This window comes from Vibrio sp. LB10LO1, assembly GCF_010092875.1.
GTDB lineage: Bacteria > Pseudomonadota > Gammaproteobacteria > Enterobacterales > Vibrionaceae > Vibrio > Vibrio campbellii.
The window spans coordinates 109,790-128,554 of record NZ_JAADJW010000012.1 but is presented as its reverse complement, the minus strand read 5'-3'; the positions used below and the strand labels follow the sequence as shown (position 1 = coordinate 128,554).

The 18,765-nt window shown below is 45.4% G+C and carries 18 protein-coding genes; 6 read left to right on the top strand and 12 right to left on the bottom strand.

Translation table 11 applies throughout. The features are described from left to right. Positions 1-87: 87 nt before the first annotated feature. The 7 genes from GXP65_RS11205 to GXP65_RS11175 form a co-directional block, all read right to left on the bottom strand. Complete coding sequence (locus GXP65_RS11205; protein WP_162092806.1) at positions 88-1,164, bottom strand: glycosyltransferase; 1,077 nt, start codon at positions 1,162-1,164, stop codon at positions 88-90. Next, positions 1,139-2,680, bottom strand: coding sequence for a sigma-54 dependent transcriptional regulator (locus GXP65_RS11200; RefSeq protein WP_162092805.1), 1,542 nt, complete (start codon positions 2,678-2,680; stop codon positions 1,139-1,141). Before GXP65_RS11200 ends, GXP65_RS11205 begins: the two co-directional genes overlap by 26 nt. A 210-nt stretch (positions 2,681-2,890) precedes the next feature. Next, positions 2,891-3,274, bottom strand: a complete 384-nt coding sequence (locus GXP65_RS11195; RefSeq protein WP_045398545.1) for an Hpt domain-containing protein — start codon at positions 3,272-3,274, stop codon at positions 2,891-2,893. Between the two features lie 12 nt (positions 3,275-3,286). Continuing rightward, positions 3,287-3,976, bottom strand: coding sequence for an AAA family ATPase (locus tag GXP65_RS11190; RefSeq protein ID WP_162092804.1), 690 nt, complete (start codon positions 3,974-3,976; stop codon positions 3,287-3,289). After that, entirely contained in the window at positions 3,976-6,078 is a 2,103-nt protein-coding gene (locus GXP65_RS11185; RefSeq protein WP_162092803.1) for an SLBB domain-containing protein, read from the bottom strand. Before GXP65_RS11185 ends, GXP65_RS11190 begins: the two co-directional genes overlap by 1 nt. Then, positions 6,075-6,929 carry an OmpA family protein gene (locus GXP65_RS11180; RefSeq protein WP_005427695.1) on the bottom strand — a complete coding sequence of 285 codons (855 nt, stop codon included), beginning with the start codon at positions 6,927-6,929 and terminating at the stop codon, positions 6,075-6,077. Before GXP65_RS11180 ends, GXP65_RS11185 begins: the two co-directional genes overlap by 4 nt. Positions 6,930-6,954: 25 nt before the next feature. Then, complete coding sequence (locus GXP65_RS11175) at positions 6,955-7,275, bottom strand: STAS domain-containing protein (RefSeq protein ID WP_162092802.1); 321 nt, start codon at positions 7,273-7,275, stop codon at positions 6,955-6,957. Positions 7,276-7,589: 314 nt separating this feature from the next. Between GXP65_RS11175 and GXP65_RS11170 the strand changes: the two genes are divergently transcribed. After that, positions 7,590-8,432: a DNA ligase gene (locus GXP65_RS11170; RefSeq protein WP_162092801.1), complete on the top strand. Its 843-nt coding sequence runs from the start codon at positions 7,590-7,592 to the stop codon at positions 8,430-8,432. A 24-nt stretch (positions 8,433-8,456) separates the two neighbouring features. On the opposite strand, the gene GXP65_RS11165 is transcribed toward GXP65_RS11170, so the two are convergent. Together GXP65_RS11165 and GXP65_RS11160 are read right to left on the bottom strand one after the other, a co-directional pair. After that, entirely contained in the window at positions 8,457-9,473 is a 1,017-nt protein-coding gene (locus tag GXP65_RS11165) for a DUF3080 domain-containing protein (RefSeq protein ID WP_162092800.1), read from the bottom strand. A gap of 120 nt (positions 9,474-9,593) precedes the next feature. Continuing rightward, entirely contained in the window at positions 9,594-10,964 is a 1,371-nt protein-coding gene (locus GXP65_RS11160) for an MATE family efflux transporter (protein WP_162092799.1), read from the bottom strand. 281 nt (positions 10,965-11,245) lie between these two features. On the opposite strand from GXP65_RS11160, the gene GXP65_RS11155 reads away from it, so the two are divergent. After that, positions 11,246-11,857, top strand: coding sequence for a riboflavin synthase subunit alpha (locus GXP65_RS11155; protein ID WP_162092798.1), 612 nt, complete (start codon positions 11,246-11,248; stop codon positions 11,855-11,857). A gap of 108 nt (positions 11,858-11,965) precedes the next feature. Here the strand turns inward: GXP65_RS11155 and GXP65_RS11150 are convergent, their stop codons facing one another. Next, a complete protein-coding gene (locus GXP65_RS11150) occupies positions 11,966-12,160 on the bottom strand; it encodes a CPXCG motif-containing cysteine-rich protein (protein WP_005427574.1) in 195 nt (64 codons plus the stop codon). A gap of 252 nt (positions 12,161-12,412) precedes the next feature. Next, complete coding sequence (locus GXP65_RS11145; protein ID WP_081233532.1) at positions 12,413-13,279, bottom strand: fructosamine kinase family protein; 867 nt, start codon at positions 13,277-13,279, stop codon at positions 12,413-12,415. A gap of 224 nt (positions 13,280-13,503) precedes the next feature. Here GXP65_RS11145 and GXP65_RS11140 point away from each other — a divergent pair, with 224 nt between their 5' ends. The 3 genes from GXP65_RS11140 (at position 13,504) to GXP65_RS11130 (ending at position 15,919) form a co-directional block, all read left to right on the top strand. Continuing rightward, entirely contained in the window at positions 13,504-14,472 is a 969-nt protein-coding gene (locus GXP65_RS11140; protein ID WP_162092797.1) for a response regulator, read from the top strand. After that, entirely contained in the window at positions 14,472-15,434 is a 963-nt protein-coding gene (locus GXP65_RS11135) for a GGDEF domain-containing protein (RefSeq protein WP_005427771.1), read from the top strand. The genes GXP65_RS11140 and GXP65_RS11135 overlap by 1 nt, the downstream gene beginning before the upstream one ends. A 140-nt stretch (positions 15,435-15,574) precedes the next feature. Continuing rightward, positions 15,575-15,919, top strand: a complete 345-nt coding sequence (locus tag GXP65_RS11130; protein ID WP_005427720.1) for a DUF3802 family protein — start codon at positions 15,575-15,577, stop codon at positions 15,917-15,919. A gap of 34 nt (positions 15,920-15,953) precedes the next feature. Here the strand turns inward: GXP65_RS11130 and GXP65_RS11125 are convergent, their stop codons facing one another. After that, positions 15,954-16,442 (bottom strand): NlpC/P60 family protein, encoded by a 489-nt coding sequence (locus GXP65_RS11125; protein ID WP_162092796.1) that lies wholly within the window; start codon positions 16,440-16,442, stop codon positions 15,954-15,956. 140 nt (positions 16,443-16,582) lie between these two features. On the opposite strand from GXP65_RS11125, the gene GXP65_RS11120 reads away from it, so the two are divergent. Then, positions 16,583-18,601 (top strand): methyl-accepting chemotaxis protein, encoded by a 2,019-nt coding sequence (locus GXP65_RS11120; protein WP_162092795.1) that lies wholly within the window; start codon positions 16,583-16,585, stop codon positions 18,599-18,601. Positions 18,602-18,765: the final 164 nt, after the last annotated feature.

Below are 18,765 nucleotides of genomic sequence, written 5' to 3'. Positions count from 1 at the left end.
TATTGGTTTAAACCTCTGTTTTTGTGTGGGAAATGGAGAAAAAGAGAATCTAAGGCGAAGACTTCTCAATTTGAGAATGGATATGCATCAAGTGGGATTCGCAATTTGGTAGCGTTCAATCAGAATAGGAATGATGCTGCTAGAGGAGTAATGTGCTTTGATGGTCTCAATTGCGTTATGACGCAGTGGATACTGTTCGCTGTGACTCATGCCTAACCATTGATTGATTTTGTCGATAAGTGAGACGATGTTGTGAGCGAGGAATCCATTTCTTCCATCTTCGATGAGATCAGGCAGTCGACCAACTTCTAGGCTTATCACGATAATGCCACGAGCCATGGCCTCCAATGCTGCCATTGGTAACCCTTCATAACGGGATGAAATCACGAGGACGCTGATGTTGCTCCAAACAGCATCCATGTCGCTTTGATGTCCGTGAAATATGACATTAGAAGGGGTATTTTCAACCAATGAGCTCTTTTCAGGACCATCTCCGTAGATAGAAAAAGGGTGGTCGGGAATGTGTCGCGCGACTTCGATAAAACGGTCTGCGCCTTTCTCGTGACTCAAGCGTCCTACAAAAGCGATTTCTTTATAGCGGCAGTGGTGGTTGGGAATGGAGACAAAATTATTAAGCAATTCTGATTGAGTAGGGAGCTTGTGCTGTATCGCTTGGCTAACCGCAAAGCAATGATCAGAAAGACGAGCTGAGTATCGGTCAATCCAGTCGTACAGCCAGACTCTCCCTTTGGGCGTCTCACCGGCATGAAAAGTAGAGATAAGGCGAGGGAAGGTACGCGTAAAGAGCTTCGCACTTCTGGCTAATAAGGCTGCTTTGTATCCGTGAGTGTGTATAACGCTAGGTTGATGTTCGGCTACCGCACTGGTCATTTGTTTAATTGGGATGTTCTTGGAACGTTCCGACTTTGGGCAGAGGTGCCAGAGATAACTGACGGGAATGTCGGCATGTTCGAGTTTTCCAACCAGTGGTGCGGGTGGTGAGTATTCTGACACCAACACCACTCTTACATGAACATGCGCCGCCTGTAGCCCTTTGCTGAGTTCGATAACGTGACTTTCAATCCCTCCAAACACACCACTATCCAATAGTATCCAGACTTCACCTGCAATGGGGATCTCAAGATTGTTTGAGATTAGCTTCATCTGCTTCCCACGCTTGTTTTTTGCGGTAGACCGTTGAAGGGCTGAGTTCCAACATCACCGCAGCGTTAAGTACGTTACCATCACAGTAAGCAATTGCGTTTTGAATCGCCTCTCGCTCGACTTTCCACATCGGACGAATGGTGCCGTCTGAATTAAAATAGACTGAAGCCCTTTGTGCTCCAGAGATAGTTGGTTGGTTTTCAGGATCAGAGAAAGAATAGGTGGCGCTTGCTGGCTCCGAGGTTGGGAAGGCTTCATTCTGCACGGAGTCGGTTTGTTCGGTAATGAAGCTCGTTTCTTTTACGCTCACAGCATTCGCAGGCGATACAGAAGGCGTCTTTTTCGGCTTACGAGTCAGTTGAACAGGCAAGTGCGGTAGCGTGACCTTATCTTCATCATTTAATACAACAATGTTACGAATGATGTTTTGTAGCTGGCGAACATTCCCTGGCCAGTCGTAGTTTTTAATGACATGCTGAACGTCGTTACCGATGTGTTTGAACTTCTTCTTATCTTGTTTGGCATAAGTGAGCAAAAAGTGCTTCGCTAGCGTGACAATGTCACTGCCTCTTTCTCTTAGCGGCGGCATGTCGATGGGAACGACATGAACGCGATAATACAAGTCTTCACGAAAACGACCTTCTTCTACCTCTTTCAGAGGGTCTCGGTTGGTTGCACAGATAATACGAACATCGACCTTCATCTCTTTGGTGCCCCCGAGAGGCGTGTAGGTTCCCGTTTGCAGAAAGCGTAATAACTTTTTCTGCATCTCTAGCTCCATTTCACACAGTTCGTCCAAGAATAGTGTGCCGCCATGAGCAAGGGTCGCTGCACCTTTACGATCGGTGGTAGCGCCAGTGAAAGCCCCCTTTACATGGCCAAATATTTCGCTTTCCATCAAATCACGAGGGATAGCGCCGCAGTTAATTGCAATGAATGGCTTGTCTCTGCGATCACTTTGTCGGTGAACCGCTTCGGCACACACTTCTTTACCCGTTCCACTTTCACCAACGATAAACACGCTAGCTGAGGTCGGGGCAACTGCATCAATGGTTTTGTAAACCGCCTGCATTGGAAGACTAGAGCCAATAAATCCGTGATAGTTGTGACGATCGAAAGTCGATTGAATGTTCTCGACGAGATTTTCTAGTTTGGCGCGTTTTAAATGCAAGGCAACGGAGGTTTTCAAACGATCGGCATTGATGGGTTTTTCTAGGAAATCTTCTGCGCCTTTCTGGATCAGGTTGACGGCTAGATCAACGCTACCATGCGCCGTTGCTATGATGACAGAGGTTGGAACCTCATTCTCATTAATCCAATCAAGAACGTCTTCACCGGACATGTCTGGAAGTTTTAGGTCGAGAATAATAAGTTGTGGTTTGTTGCGCTCAATGAATTGAATCGCCTCACGTCCAGTTTCAACGTGGAAGATGTCGTAAGGTTCATCCTTGACGTACTGCTTATAAAGTATGGCTAGTGAAGTAGAGTCCTCTACCAGTAACACCCTTGGTCTCATAATCCTTTCCCAACTTGTATAAATTGTTGTTTTAATCCGTTAAGTCGGCTTGAGATTCATGCAGTGATGATGAATTCAATTAATTACCTCAAGCAAATGGCTTGTTCGCGTTTCTCATTTTGAGAATCTTTATATTTAAGTATTAGCACACACAGTGAGGATTGCAGAAAGTTCTCTATTTTTAGTGGATTAAATTCGTTCTCTTCCTGCTTAGTCTTCAAAACCTTGCTCTTTTCTTTGGCTTAACGCGAGAAATGATTGTTCTGCAAGTTCTGGTAATGATTGGCAGAGCTCAAAAGCAAGATTGGTGTCGCCTTCGACACAATGTTTTTCGATGGTACGAGCGTGTCGTGACAGAGTGCGGTTACCCAGCGCGAGGGCAGAGCTGCCTAACGTATGCACCTCGAACTCCATCATTTCTTTATCTTGGTTGCTTAATGCTTGCTGGATCTTTTCAACGCGCTCTCGGGACTCTTCAATGTAGTGTTCTATCAAGGTGGGCATTATCTCCGCACACGTGTCTTTGATCATTTGTTGAAGAATCAACTCGTCGACCAACTCTGGCTCTAACGCAGTGTCTGTTTGAGTATTCATAGTGTGCACTCCCTATAGGGTAAACAATTCACTGTTTTTGATTTGTTCAGATATTTTTGCTTTGAGCTTTTCTGGCAAAAATCGTAGCTTTTTGATCTGGCGAACGAGCTCGTCTTTGAGGTCAGAGTTGTGTTTCATGTTAAGCACCGAGCCCAAGAGGTTGGCATTACTTGTCTCTAATAGCGCTTTGGCTTGATCAATTTGGCTGGTGGTAGTCGAGCCATAGCAAGCAACCAATACACATGCATTACAGACACCTGCAACTACTTGTGCCGGAATATTGCTTCGGTTCATGCTAAGCAGAGGAGAGGTGTCAATCACCACTCGATCGTATTGTTCGAGCCAAGTCTCGACGGCGTTACGTAGCATCGTCGGATCTCGGTAGGCAAGTTGTGTACTTGCTAGAGCTGGGACGGTTAATCCTACTAATGTTTGATGATTCTCTTTACGAGCGATCAATTGTCCCACTTCCTCACTGTTTTCATCGAAGGCATGTACCGTGCTATAAGCGGGTTTAAATAGGTTCAAGTCTACATACAGGGTTCTATGTCCGGCTAGAATCAAACGTTCCGCCAATGCGGAAGCGACAGAGGTAACGCCGTCTTCAGATTGGCAAGCAACCACACAAATAGATTTATAACCTTTGAGCTCACTTTGTAGATAGATTTGCTCAATCTCGGCATGTGTTGCAGGAATGGTCATTACAGCGCTCCTATCAGCACGATGGTGGTGGTGATTTGCAGTAAATCACGCAAGCCAGCACGAGCTTTTTCGGCAAAGCTTTCGTCTTTATGCGGAACGTAAATTGTGTCCCCGGCTCGTATCACAGGTAGATCGTAGATGTTGGCAGTTTTGCTGAATTCGGCCAAGTTAAAGACTCGAGCCTGACCTTGGCAGCATGACATGTTGACGATACTGATCTTTTCAACATAAGCCCCGTTACTTGGGCCACCAGCTTCGGCAAGTAGGTCGAGGATGGTCATGTTGTCATTAAAAACATAACGACCCGGTGAATGAACTTCCCCTAATACGCGAACGGTGGATTCTTTCGAACGGTCTAACCAGTTCCTATCTTTTTCTGGAATGTAAATCGTATCGCCTGGGCGCACATCTGGGAGAATGGATTCATCACCTGTTTCAAAATAAAGCGATAAGTTGAGTTTGCTTACTTTGGCGTAGCCCAATCCACGGTGCGTCACTCTAATATTGTGAATGTCAGCATCCTTTGTTGGTCCATCCGCTGCTGAGAGAATGTCAAGGAAGTGCATCTCAGTCGTAAAGCGGTATCGACCTGGTGCATTGATCTGGCCAAAGACGTAGATTGAAGCATCAGAACTTTGACTCACCCATTGCGATTTGTTGTCGGATGGATCGTCGGGAAGCGCGTGAACACGAACCACAGTACCAGCGGACACCCTTGGTAGTTTAGAATGCGGTGAACCCTGAAGGATGTATTTGTCTAAATCGAATTTGGTGACTTTGCCGTTGTTGGATACTTCCACTTTGCTGGTGTCTGCACGGCGAGTAGGGCCACCAACATGAGCGATCAGGTCGATTAAATCCATTTCGTCCGACCATTCGATGCGACCGGGACGAACCACTTCACCCATCACCGCGACGGCGCGACTCGGCGCGACTTTGAGCCAAGATTTTTCGTTCATATCGGTCTTCTCTGGGACAAATATCGCATCGCCCGGACCCACTGCGGGCACGCGCTGATTCGACAATCCTTCGGTATGCGCAGTTAGGTCGAAATTGATCACGCCGCCGTCGGCTTTAATGACACGGATTTGGCGAGATTCAGCAAAGCGTGTCGGACCGCCTGCATTGGCGAGAATATCCATAAAACTCGCGCCTTTTTTACCTTCATAAGCGCCTGGGTGAGCAACTTCACCCATGACATAAACCACGTTTGCACCGGCTTTAATTTCTTCTTCTTGTTTTGGTACAAAAATGGTTGTGCCAGGCAGAACTTCAGGCAGTAAGCTCTGGTCGCCCGAGTCTAAATAGCGCTTAAGATTAAACATCACGGGCGTGTTATTCGTGATCACGCGGATCTGTTCCACACTGGCGTAACGAGTAACACCGCCGGCACGCATGACCACGTCAACGAGCGTCGTATTGGGTTTGTAAGTGAATGAACCAGGCGCATTCACCTCACCAAACACTTTAATGGCACGGGCGGAATCGGCACTGTCACCAGAGTTTGCGAGTTTCGCGGCATCGAATTCTTGCTCGATATTCCCAACCAAAGGGGACGCAGGGACGAAAAGCACATCTAAAGATTCTAAAGCCGGTAGTTTTGAGTCATCACCAGTATCGAGAAAAAGTTTATAGTCGAATTCTAAGTTCTTGTTACCGCGCTTGACGATGATTTTGTCCAATTGAGCCCCGGCCCGTAGACCTCCTGCTTCATAGAGGAACATTTGAATGTTGGAGCCAGAAGGGAGTGTGTATTCTCCCGGTTTGACCACATAACCCTGCACGGATATGAGTAACTGTTGCTCCTTAACGAATACACGCACATTGTCCACATCCCTAAAAGCGGTTTTGAGGTTATCGGTAATCACACTTTGCAGCTGGGCTTCGTTGTAACCAGCTACAAATACCGGCCCAATCTCCGGCAAATTGATTCGGCCACGTTTGTCGACTTGGAAACCTTTGTTAAGAGAAGCTTCACCGGGCAGGTTGATTTGTACTAAATCACCGACTCTAACCACGTCATCTTCATCAGCCCATGCAGAGCTCATAGTGGTGATGATACACAGCATAATCAGGGAGATGGTCGCTTTGAGGATTCTCATAATGTGCCTCCCATGTCCATTTCTGCGCTGGTGTCAGATTTCGCATTGAGAACTTCAATGCTGACGCGGCGATTGGTTAAGCGCACTGCGGGTGTTTGTCCGTCATACAGAGGCAGCGTTTCACCCACGGATTTTGTTTGCACACGGTCTGATGTAATGCCAAATACGTTTAAATAGCGTTTCACTTGTTCTGCTCGATCTTGAGCTAGCTTTTGATTGTATTCTGGCGTGCCGGTTGCGTCAGCGTGCCCGGTGACAACCAATGAAAGAGAAGGGTGGTCACGTAGGATGTAAGCAGCTTCCGCAAGGTGCCCCATGTATTTAGGGTTAATCTCTGCAGAGTCGACGGCGAACTGGTTATCCACGTTCAGAAGGTCATAGATGTTGGCGACGATGTTGAGGTCGCTGCGTAGCGCTTCGATGTCTTGTGGTGGCTTACAAGTGGTTTGAGATAGCACGTAGTCCAATTGGAGCTCAAGTTGGTTGAGACGACGACGTTGAATTACGATGTCGTTGGCGGCATCCAATAACAATCCACCTTCAAGTTCACGAGCAATGCGATTTTGTTTCTCAAGTGCTTGAACGACCGCTGCGGGGAAGCACCAGCGAGCACCTTCTTGGATCAAAGCATCCAAATGCAACTTGGTTAGTTGCCAGTCGAAACGCAAACCATGTTCAGGGCCAAGAGGTTCGTCTGGCATCACAGGTGAAAACTGATAGTTCTCGATAGAGATGTCTTGGTAATTTTCCGCCATGCCACCCTTGCCATTATCAGGGTAGTCAAACGTCGAGCAACCAAACATGCCGACAACGAGACTGCACAACACGCTTTGTCGTAAGAGTTTCACCATGCCAACCTCCGTATTAACCGGTTTTTTAGTGACCTTTTGAATTGACCGGAATCGCGTGATTGATACGTAGCAGGCTCATAATTTCCAATGGTTGTCCCGATACGTTTTCGATGCTCATTCTGCGTTCACGTTCAACTAGGCGCTTATATAAATAAACAATGGCACCAATCCCTGAAGAATCAAGAAATTGGACGTGTTGCAGGTTGATTTCTACTTCCTTGTGATGATCACTGTGAATCACCTCATCAATTTGATGCTGTGCTTGACGGCAGCCTTTCGCGTCTAAATCGCCAAAAAACTCAATGGTTAAGGTATTTGGTGCCGTTTCTTGCTTGCGTAATTCCATGGTTCATTCTCCGTTTGAAGATTCCTTGGGTTTAATAGAGCAGAGAGTGTGCCAATTGTGAATGTGTTTAAAAACAGAGGTTTAACCTAATAGCGAGAAGGGTTTCATTTTGAGAATACGTGTGTTCTCAATTTGAGAATCAAATAAACGTAAAAATCCCCCTGTTTTAAAGTGCCAGATCTGTCCGAACTTTATGTACGCGGTTGCACTTAATTGCGAGTTGGAGTTGCGATTGATCGTAGATCGTCAATTGTGGTTAGGCGTTTATGAATAGATGCGGTTCAATAGATAGGATCTATTAAAAAGGTTTCCTCATGCCATTAAGAATGACATTGATTGCACTTGCCGTGATTGCGTCCGCACAGCCGCAAGCGGATCCAAATTTACATCCTCCGGTTTCACTCGCGGATTCTTATCAAGACGGAATCGATGTGTCCCAGTATTGGTACAGCGAGAAGTTGGACGGCATTAGAGCTTATTGGACAGGTCAGCATCTGGTTACTCGTAATGGTAATCGCATATACGCACCGGAATGGTTCATTCGAGTATTGCCCGATTACCCATTGGATGGGGAGTTGTGGGCAGGGCGAGGTAACTTTCATCTTGTGCAGCAAACGGTATTGGATAAGACGCCAATAGAAAGCGCTTGGCAGCGTATCGACTTTATGGTGTTTGACATGCCTTATTCGGCAGGAGACTACAGAAAGCGATACTACAACATTCAGCATTTAGTGTTTGCAATGGATGCACCGCATATCAAGTACGTTGAGCATCGTGCCATTCAAGATGAGAAACATTTGTTTGAACAGTTAGATCAAATTTCGCAATCTGATGGTGAAGGCGTGATGCTTAGAAAAGTGTCAAGCCGTTATCAAGCAGGCAGAGGCAGTGATTTACTCAAATTAAAACGTTTTGCAGATGCAGAAGCGACGGTGATTGGGTACAAGCCCGGCACGGGACGGCTACTGGGAATGATGGGAGCGGTGCTAGTTCGATTGACGGATGGGACTGAGTTTTATATAGGCAGTGGTTTTACCGATGATGTGAGGAAATCACCGCCAAAGATTGGCTCGACAATCACGTTTCGATACAACGGATATACCCATAACGGGAAGCCTCGGTTCGCGCGATTCTTACGAGAACGAGTTTCTCAATGACAAAGTTTTTGGGGTGTTGTCTCTTCACTGATTACCAACCGTTACCCCGCAACGTTTGAATAAGCCTTTCCAGAATTGAACGTGCTCTAAAGTCTCTCTGCGAAATTGTTCATGTGCTTCTTCAATACCGTAACTCGCACCGTGCGCTGCCATTCTACGCTCAACTAAGTTAATCCCACCCTCTAACTGCTGATAAGTGCCATCAACAAAGGCCATGTAGGGTTGCACTTCTGCCACATAGATGGATTGAAACACACTTCTTAAATACCGAAACTGAGTGGTATCACGGTTAGCACCGCAAATAATTTTGTCTTGGTTTGCTTCGAGCATCTGTGTGGTGTGATTTAACCAGTGAGTCGCATCAATTAATGTGTAGTAAAGTCGGCCAATGAGACGCGTTTTTTCTAGCTCTTCTTGGTAGTTCACGATGGTGGTTTCAGGTAGTCGAGAAAGCGTGCGATAAGGGGTTTGGTACATGGCATTCAACACGAGGAAAGCATCCCGTACGTGAGCGACCTGGTCTTTGCTTTCCAAGGGGAGCCACGCGGAGCCAGTAAGTTGTTTGCGCATTGCGTCACTGGTGAGCAGCATGTTGTCGAGGTGTACTGTCAGGTGATGCCATTTCTGATCGTACAATCCGCTTAGCTTTGTGCTTTCTTCATCACTCAATGGGTACTCACTCAAGCAGCCATTCAATGTTCTAAGTAAACTGGTTTGATAATCAAAATCGTAAAAAGCGTCTTGCACTTTCCCGAGCTGCGAGTTTTTTTCCGCAATCAAATTGAACAGTCCACATTGACGCAGTTGATAGCTTTCTAGCAACCCAAGTGACAGGCGAGGGAGCTCTTGGAACAGCTCCCGTTTATCAGGAATGGTAATCGCAGGTGAAGGTTCAAGCGCAGATTCCGACACGTCTAATACATTCGCCAGGCGTTGGTTGTATTTCTCAAACACTGCTTTCTCTGGGTTGAACCACTCGTTACACCCACTTAGCAAGGTTATTGATAGCGAAAGCGTTGTTGCGATAAGTGAAGTTCTCACAGCATTTCCTTTTTAATCACTTAGATAAGTATACCTTCAGACGGCTGTGAGAGATCAAAAAAGCCAGCGGATGCTGGCTTTAAAATGATGCGTTCAAATCGAGTCACGCTTTGATTTGAATTATTGCTCAGAGAAGTTTAACTGTACTTCTGGCTCTTGGCGATGCATCCAACGCAGGCGGATACCCAATAGGAATGCAGCAGAAGAAAGACCAATGATGAAACCTAGCCAGAAACCCTGTGCACCCATAGGCTCAACAATCCAATCTGTACGACCAAGCACGTAGCCGATAGGCAAACCAAGCAACCAGTAGGCAATGAAAGTACGGTTGAAGATCGCGCGCATGTCTTTGTAACCGCGCAGAGCACCTGCCGCAATAACTTGAACCGCATCTGTACATTGGTAGATTGCAGCGAACAACAATAGCACCATCGCAAGTTCAACTACTTCTGGGTTATTAGTGTAGAGCAGGGCAATTTGTTCACGGAACAACACCGTTAGGATAGCGGTCATCATTGCAAGCGCGAGACCGACCATGACGCCCACGCGAGAAGCGACTCGTGCACCATCTACGTTTTCTTCACCCAAGCGGTGACCTACACGAATACTTACTGCCGCGCCCACACTCATTGGTAGCATGAACACAAGCGAAGAGAAGTTAATCGCAACTTGGTGCGCGGCAACAATAATCGACCCTAGTGGAGACACCAAAAGTGCTACCACAGCAAACAGGGTAACTTCAAAGAACAACGCCGCGGCCACAGGAAAGCCCAGTTTGAACAGACGAATTTGCGCTTTAAGTTGAGGTTTGTGGAACTCACCAAATAGATTGATGCTCTTTAGGCGAGCTGAAGTTGTCACGTAAAGTAGTAGTAAGCCAAACATCACCCAGTACACGATGGCTGTTGCAACGCCACAGCCAACACCACCGAGTGCTGGAGCACCGAATTTGCCGTAAACGAAAATCCAGTTAAGTGGAATGTTCAGCATCAAACCAATAAAGCCGATAAACATTGCAGGCTTAGTGAGAGACATACCATCAGTAAAGCTGCGCAAGGTTTGGAACAACAAGAAGGCTGGAACCGCGAAAATAACCGCATGGATATAGCCAATGGTCTTCTCTGTCATTGCTGTTTCGACATCCATTAACCCAAGAATGAATTGGGTCTGGAATAACACTCCGATGATTGGAATGCTGATCAGTAGCGCAAGGACAATGCCTTGTTGGATCTCAAATGGAATCTTAACGCGACGACCTGAGCCATTAAGCTGAGCGACTACCGGCACAAGTGCCATTAATAAGCCCACACCAAATAAAATTGATGGAAGCCAAATACTTGCTGCCACAGAAACCGCTGCCATGTCGGTCGCACTTACGCCACCTGCCATTACGGTATCTACAAAGCCCATCCCCGTTTGCGCGACAGAAGCGATCAACACAGGGGTTGCTAATTTTATAAGACTCGATGCTTCTTCTTTATAGCGATGCACGAAATACTCCAGAGCGGAACAATAGGTTGTAAAAGAAATTATTTGAAAAGATAGGGAGTACTTGAGGACAAAAGATGTGATGAACTGATCTGATGGTTGATTTTAGTCACTATAAGGTGAAAAAATGCCTCGAAGGAACTCCGCGCAGATGATAAACAATTGTATGCTCCGATGCCATACCTACAACATGTGGAATTTTGGTTAATTGGTAGACGATTGTAAAAATCAGCTGTGGACGTTTGTCTTGGCTATCAATTGCGTCTAACAAATAGGTAAAAAGAATGTTTACAGGAATTGTTCAAGGTACGGCTAAAGTCGTTCATATCGACAAGAAAGATCGTTTTCAAACTCACGTTTTAGTGCTTGAAGGAGCATTAAATGAAGGGCTAGAAATTGGCGCATCTGTCGCGCACAACGGCTGTTGTCTCACTGTAACCAAAATCGAAGGGACTCAAATCAGCTTTGACCTAATGCAAGCGACGTTAGTGTTGACCAACCTTGGTGAGTTAGAGGAAGGCGACAGCGTAAATATTGAGCGCGCGGCTAAGTTTGGCGATGAGATTGGTGGTCATAGCATGTCGGGCCACATCAGTTTGATGGCTGAAATCTCGGAAGTGATTGATACACCAAACAACCGTACGATTTGGTTTACGCTACCGCAAGAATCCATGAAGTATGTACTTGCTAAAGGTTATATCGGCCTCGACGGATGTTCACTGACGATTGGTGAAGTTGAAGACAATCGTTTCTCTGTTCATTTAATTCCGGAAACACTAGAAAGAACACTATTTGGTCGTCGCCAAGCCGGAGAAAAGATCAATGTTGAATTCGATCCACAAACACAAGCGATTGTTGATACGGTAGAACGTGTATTGGCCGCGAAGCAGCTTTAGATCTTCGAGCAATAGTTGGCTTTGCTTAACTAGGTAAAAGTAACAGAGTAAAAATAACAAAGGAGCACTTGAGGCTCCTTTTCTTATTTCTATTGGGGGGATAAGTTGTTACTCGTAGTTGTCGTCGATGAACAATTCGACTTTCTGCTGCAACTCATCAACTTTCATGTTGAGGTGAATCGCATGACAACAGGCCGGACAGTCATCATAGAACTCTTGGTTACCATTACTTGCATCGAGAGTGATGCCGATTGAGTGCCCGCAGTGGGGACATTTCACATGTCTTTCAGTGTAATTTTGCATACAAAAACTCCTAGTATTGCAGGGCTTTTAATACTTTGTTGTAGAGAAAATACAGCCCTTAGTTACTCGCTTGTCTCTTAGAGTTAGAGATACAACGTAAGCCGAGTTACTTTGAATATTAGGTGCTCTTGTTGCTAATTGAGTCGAAATAAGTGCAAAAGTTGACCCCAAACCCAACGTTGGGCTTGGGGTCATTATCTTGGGTGATGTGCGTCGAAGTTTTACACTCAGTAATGATCTTTCCCTTCCAAATCAATAAGAAATTACCTTCTTAATTATCGATTGTGCCTGCTCGAGGTAATGCCCTCCAAACAGGTTACAGTGGTTGAGAACATGGTAAAGATTATAAATGTCTTTCCGTTCTTCATATCCAGCAGGAAGTGGTGCAACTGATTCATATCCTTGATAAAATTCAGGTTGGAAACCCCCAAATAACTCAGTCATGGCGAGGTCGCACTCACGGTCTCCCCAGTAACAGGATGGGTCATAACAGATAGGGCCAGCAGGTGTTAGCGCAACATTCCCGTTCCATAGGTCTCCATGCAATAGAGAAGGTTGCGGGGCGTGATGAGACAAAAGCTGTTTCACGACGTCAATAAAGTCATCGATATCGACCAAAGAAACGCCTTTTTCTTTCAGCAATTGAAGCTGCCAGCCTATACGTTGTTCAGCAAAGAACACACACCATTTTTTATGCCACTGGTTAGGCTGCAGCGTCGAACCAATATAATTATCGGTATCGAAACCAAATTCTTTCTGTTCTCCCCACAAATGGAGACGCGCTAATTGTTCGCCAAATTTAAAGCTGTTATCGGCATCTTCAAGCGGTTTCGTTGGCAGATAATTGAGAATAATAAAGGAGTGCGTCTTGGTTTTACCGACCAAAACAACCTCTGGGACAAATAGAGTAGAGGTTTCGCGTAATAAGTGCAGGCTTTCCGCCTCGACTTCGAAGTTGGCTAAGAAATCCCGATCGTTGAGTTTGACGAAATAGCGCTGCTCTCCGTCATTGATCATATAGCTTTCACTGATGTCCCCACCCGAGAGTTTTACCTTCTCAGTTATTTGATATTCGAACATCAAGGTATCAGAAAGCTGCTGCGATATTGCTTGCCACATACAAAACCTCGCTTATCTATTTGACCAACAATAGTTTAGGATAAACGGCGGAACATTGACGCGGAGTGAAGCAAACTTCGACAATAATTTTTCCGCCTATAGTGAAAAATGTTTATAAGTGTGAATCACGTCGCCTATAACCCTATGATTTATCGGCTTAACATATGGAGCTATAACAGCACAGCTAGTATTATAATTTTTTTGACTTTAGTTCCATTGGTGGCATGAAAATACTAATTTGTGATGATTCGGCAGTCGCACGAAAGTTGATTACCCGCTCCATCGTACAAGATACATCATTACACCTACTTGAGGCCCAAGACGGCCATGAGGCTTTGAAAATCCTAGCGGAACAAAATATTGACGTTTTGTTCCTCGATTTGACCATGCCCGTCATGGATGGGTTCGAAGTACTAGAGTCGTTACCCGTTGGTCAATATCCAACCAAGATTGTCATTATTTCGGGTGATGTCCAACACGAAGCCAAGCAACGATGTTTAGAGCTTGGTGCAATGGATTTTATCGCCAAGCCTCTGGCTGAAGAAGAGATCATTCCTCTCTACGAAAAGCTGGGGTTACATTATGCCTTCAGTGCCCATACTAATGCAGAACCTTTACCTGTTGCTGAGGTCTCTCCCTTATCGAAGTTCCGCGAAGTCGCGAATATCGCTTTGGGTAAAGGTGCCGCGATTATGGCTGACCACTTACGAGAATTCATTCAGCTTCCAGTTCCTCATGTTGGCCCTTTGTCTTATGGTGAACTCCATATGACGCTGGTGGACGTTATTGGAAGAGATGGCTCCGTGGCGGTTGCGCAGCGCTTTGTAGGCGGTGGCATTCATGGTGAAGCGCTGGTCTGCTTACGTGGTAAAGACATTAACCAAATTGGTGAGCGCCTTGGGTACCTGTTGGAATTCACGCCACATAATGAAATCATTCTAAACGTATCGAACCTACTGGTTTCATCATTCTTAACTTCTTTGGGAAACCAGTTAGATAAACAGTTTTCCCTGCGCCAACCTGGCATTATTGAAACCATCACACCTTACTGTGAAGAAAAAGAAGAATCTGGCGAACTCTTTACCATTGAATACACCTATATGGCAGAATCACTCGACTTTGAGTGTGAAGTTCTGTTCCTGATAGATAAATCATCCGTAGACATCATCTATGAAATTATGGAGCTAATCTAATGTCCGAAATTACGCTGGACATAGCAGACTTTCACTGGGTCACTCAAATACTGGATACCATGGACTCTGGGCTTATTGTTCTCGATCAAGACTATAAAGTCTGTGTTTGGAACAGCTTTATGCAGTCGTATAGTGGTATTTTGTCCCAGAATATTCTTGGTGAGTGCTTATTCGATCACTTTGAAGAGCTGCCCAGAACGTGGCTAGAAACCAAGCTTAAGACATCTGCAGATTTAGAAACGCGTTCATTCTCTAGTTGGGAAAACCGACCATACCTTTTTAAGTTCAACAACTTCTCTCCGGTTTCCAACAGCAGTAACCTGATGTTCCAAGATATTGTGATCACACCTCTGCGCTCGTTGTCAGGTGATGTTAGCCACATTGCCATTCAGATTAACGACGTTTCCGAAACGGCGCGTAACCGTATTCATTTGCGAGAGACTAACCAACACCTGTCGGAAATCAGTCGTAAAGACGGCCTTACTGGATTGTTTAACCGAGCGTATTGGGAGCAGTCGTTGAAAGAGGAGTTCGCTCAACTTAAAGTCATCGAAGGGGCGAGTTCACTGGTTATTTTCGATATCGACCACTTCAAGAAGGTCAACGATACCTACGGACACCACACGGGAGATGAGGTAATTCGTCGTACTTCAAGCCTGTTGCGTAAAACAGCGCGTAGTAGTGATATTTGTGGTCGCTTCGGAGGGGAAGAGTTTACGGTGTTGCTGCCGCACACCAATCAAGAACAAGCCAATTACTTTGCTGAACGATTGCGAAAGCGAATTGAGCAAGAAATCGTGAAAGTTGAAGAGTTTTTGATTAACTACACGATAAGTATCGGCGTTTGCGAGTATAAATCGTATTTTGAGAGTCATACACAATGGCTAAAGAGTGCCGATGCAGCGTTATATCGCGCTAAAGAAAGTGGAAGAAATCAAACCTGCAATCATGAGGATGCTTAAGCTAATTGGATAAAAACCATGCAGTTAGTGCATCAATGCTTATTAATATGAAATAAGTTAATGAAATTTTCTCGGCATGTCTTACTATTGAAACTAATTCGCTTTCAGCTTCGAAGGCTTGCACAAAACGGAGAAAAACAGTGGTTGTAGAAACCGATGGATATCTCGCTCTAATCGAGCACTTGTCACTCAACTTAGACATTTTCACGTCTGAAATTGGTGACACAGGATCAGAAAGCATTGAAGATGTCGTAACGGACATGGTTGCGTCGAACATCATGGCGATATTCGAACAAAACCCAGAATTGCATTCAAGTGTGCGCTTTAAGTTACTAAAAGAAGCTGATGCGGTAGTGGAAGATTTGGGTGAAGTGCTTGCGGGTGTATGGACGAAGAAAGCGACCAATGAACAGATCGCTTTCCTAGATGAGTACATTGCGCTGGTGAAAAACTTATTTGATACCGCTGTCGCGACTTACGACTGATTCTAATCTTTCGTCATTTCAATCTAAAGGAGAGTTACATGGTAACTCTTCTTACTTGCCAAAATTTCGATGCCCAGTAAGGGTTATCGATTCTAGAAATGATCACGCCTTTTGATGTAGAAGCGTGCATAAACTGTTTATTCCCCAGATAGATACCTACGTGGTAGGTGCTTCTTCTCGTTTTAAAAAATACCAAGTCACCTTGTTGCGCGTCTGACCAACTCATTTCAACGCCTTGCTTAGATTGTTGGCGTGTCGTTCGAGGTAGCGACATTTTGTATGCCTCAACAAATGCTTTTTGCACGAATGCAGAGCAGTCAATGCCGGACTTTTTCGTTCCACCTAATCGATAAGGTGTACCTTCCCATTCATCATAAAAGTCGAACAAACTTTGATTATCTGAGAGGAGCTGAGTTACAGGGAGGGAGTGCTCTGCTTGCGTTTCTGGATCCGGGCCAGATGAACAAGCACTAAGTAGCACACTGATTATCAAAGGAAAATAAATACGACGCACATCACCCATCTGTCATTCCTACGACTTAAAACTGAAATATTAACGTCATAACCAATACCTAGTATGGGCAGCAAATCACGTTATTGTCTCACTTATGTGACGAACAAACGGAAAGTTGATTCAAACCCAAGAAAGAACATAAATTAATTATGACGATGCGCAAACGTTTACGCTTTTCTTTTTCACTGATTCAGACTATCAGTGCAACATTTTTAACTATCATCGCACTTGTTATAGCCCTTTCTACCGCAAGTTTCAAAGGAATGGAGCAGGTTGGGGAACAATTTGAAGAGTTGTCTCAAAAAGCGTTACCGATGGCAATGGCAAATGCGACACTCACTCGCAATGTGCTAGAACAGGTCAAGTTACTTAACTATGGGATGCAAATTACTGATCCCACTGAACTACTTCTTACCATTTCACAAATTGAGGCGTTAGCAAAGCAGAGTGATGGGCTAATCGAGCAAACATCCACTGTGGCAGAACATCTCTCAAGTATGCTGAGAGAAAACGTTGCAGAGCTTCATCAAGTCACCAATTCGATCTTATCGAAGCAGTCTGCGGTGATTCAGATGCAAAGCGATATTAACGCCGCAGTGGGTGGCTTTCGCTATGGTTTGAGCTCTATCGGGCCGGAGATGAACCGAATTAGTTCGTTCCTCAGTGAGGATAAACCTGAGTCTAGCGACGCAGCGAACCGCTTTATCGCCTCTGCAAGCTCAATGGAGAGTACTTTCTTGCTTATGATGACGCAGACCGAGTTAGAGAAAGCCGAGAAAGAGTATAGGGAAATGCGCAATCGAATTGCTGGTATCAATCTCGCTTTTGATGACTTCAAAGAGTGGCATCCGGAGGTTAATGAGTTTACCAGCTTGATCGCGCCTTATGACATGGTGCAAGCTGGCTTTAACGATGACGGCGTCTTGCGTTTAATACTGACCAAGCTAGAGCACAGCAAACAACAGAAAGCGGAGTTTCAACGTGCCTCACAGCTCGCAAACGAAACCATGTATTTGCTCGACCAAGTATCTGATGCCGCGTCTGATCTTATTGATGATCGTAAGTCCGTAGTTCACAGTACCATTCAAAACGCGAGTTTGATGTCAGTTATATCCGCTGGTGTTATCTCTCTAGTGGTCTTAGTGACGTGGTTTGGTCTAAGAACGTGGATCAACCGGGGCCTCAAGAATATCCTTAGCCGTTTGTCGGCACTGACAGAGCACGATTTCCGAGGTAAAGCGCAAGAGGTTGGACCGTTTGAGTTAAAAGAAGTCGCGCGCAAACTCAATCAAGTTATCGACTCAACGCATGATTCTATTTCTACCGTCACGCGTAACTGCGAAACCTTGTATCAAACCGCTGAGATCAGCCATGATGCGGCAGAGCAAACAAATCAAAGCCTAACTGTGCAAAATTCGGCGCTGGCGAGTATGGTAACGACGGTTACGCAACTAGAGGCTTCGATTCGAGAGATTGCGATGGTGACAAATGCCTCTTCCGAAGTTTCATACTTAGCGACGAAACATACGGTCAAAGGCGTGGGCGTGGTTGAGAAAAATCGCCAGCGTTTGGAGTCGTTAGAGAATTCACTCAATATGAATGAACAATCGATGTTAGAACTCGATGAGCGCGTCAAACAGATTCGTGAAATGGTGGACATGATCAGCGGCATTGCTGATAACACTAACTTACTTGCATTAAACGCGGCGATCGAGGCCGCTCGGGCAGGAGACCAAGGCCGAGGATTTGCGGTCGTTGCGGATGAAGTTCGTAAGTTAGCCAGAGATACCTCTCAGCAGACGACCAACATTCGCGAAATTATGAATGAGTTAGTTGCGGCGGCGGAACGTTCTCGTAAAGCGGTGAGTGATTCGCGAGAAGAAATGTCATGTGCGTTGCAATCAAGTCAACAAGTGAAATCAGCATTTACCGATATCAATGAAGCGGTACAACTGATTCAGCAGCGTGTCGACCAGATCTCTGTTGCGACAGAAGAGCAAGAGCGAGCAACGGCGGATGTGTCGCAAGCCATTACACATATTTCTGACCAAGGTGTACACACCAAACTTCAGTTGGAGTCGATGGTCGAGAGCTCAGAACAAGTTTCAGACATCGCGGGGCATCAACAAGCAATGCTGCACAAATACGAGCTGCATCAGATGAGTTGATCCAGTATTAGGTGAGACCAAACAAACTTCCAATACGACCAAAGGCAGGGCAATCGCTCTGCCTTTTATTTTTCGACTCCAAGAGTGAGTGACCCAAATCGCAAATTGATTAACGGCACAAGAGAAATGTGTTACCAGCATTTGTTAATGCTTTGTTATCGCTC

What these genes read in the sequence shown, in the direction of transcription:
- GXP65_RS11145 (WP_081233532.1), bottom strand. Translation starts at nt 13,279, where the DNA reads ATGTGGCAAGCAATATCGCAGCAGCTTTCTGATACCTTGATGTTCGAA.
- GXP65_RS11200 (WP_162092805.1), bottom strand. Translation starts at nt 2,680, where the DNA reads ATGAGACCAAGGGTGTTACTGGTAGAGGACTCTACTTCACTAGCCATA.
- GXP65_RS11180 (WP_005427695.1), bottom strand. Translation starts at nt 6,929, where the DNA reads ATGGTGAAACTCTTACGACAAAGCGTGTTGTGCAGTCTCGTTGTCGGC.
- GXP65_RS11150 (WP_005427574.1), bottom strand. Translation starts at nt 12,160, where the DNA reads ATGCAAAATTACACTGAAAGACATGTGAAATGTCCCCACTGCGGGCAC.
- GXP65_RS11185 (WP_162092803.1), bottom strand. Translation starts at nt 6,078, where the DNA reads ATGAGAATCCTCAAAGCGACCATCTCCCTGATTATGCTGTGTATCATC.
- GXP65_RS11195 (WP_045398545.1), bottom strand. Translation starts at nt 3,274, where the DNA reads ATGAATACTCAAACAGACACTGCGTTAGAGCCAGAGTTGGTCGACGAG.
- GXP65_RS11140 (WP_162092797.1), top strand. Translation starts at nt 13,504, where the DNA reads ATGAAAATACTAATTTGTGATGATTCGGCAGTCGCACGAAAGTTGATT.
- GXP65_RS11170 (WP_162092801.1), top strand. Translation starts at nt 7,590, where the DNA reads ATGCCATTAAGAATGACATTGATTGCACTTGCCGTGATTGCGTCCGCA.
- GXP65_RS11135 (WP_005427771.1), top strand. Translation starts at nt 14,472, where the DNA reads ATGTCCGAAATTACGCTGGACATAGCAGACTTTCACTGGGTCACTCAA.
- GXP65_RS11125 (WP_162092796.1), bottom strand. Translation starts at nt 16,442, where the DNA reads ATGGGTGATGTGCGTCGTATTTATTTTCCTTTGATAATCAGTGTGCTA.
- GXP65_RS11120 (WP_162092795.1), top strand. Translation starts at nt 16,583, where the DNA reads ATGACGATGCGCAAACGTTTACGCTTTTCTTTTTCACTGATTCAGACT.
- GXP65_RS11205 (WP_162092806.1), bottom strand. Translation starts at nt 1,164, where the DNA reads ATGAAGCTAATCTCAAACAATCTTGAGATCCCCATTGCAGGTGAAGTC.
- GXP65_RS11175 (WP_162092802.1), bottom strand. Translation starts at nt 7,275, where the DNA reads ATGGAATTACGCAAGCAAGAAACGGCACCAAATACCTTAACCATTGAG.
- GXP65_RS11155 (WP_162092798.1), top strand. Translation starts at nt 11,246, where the DNA reads ATGTTTACAGGAATTGTTCAAGGTACGGCTAAAGTCGTTCATATCGAC.
- GXP65_RS11190 (WP_162092804.1), bottom strand. Translation starts at nt 3,976, where the DNA reads ATGACCATTCCTGCAACACATGCCGAGATTGAGCAAATCTATCTACAA.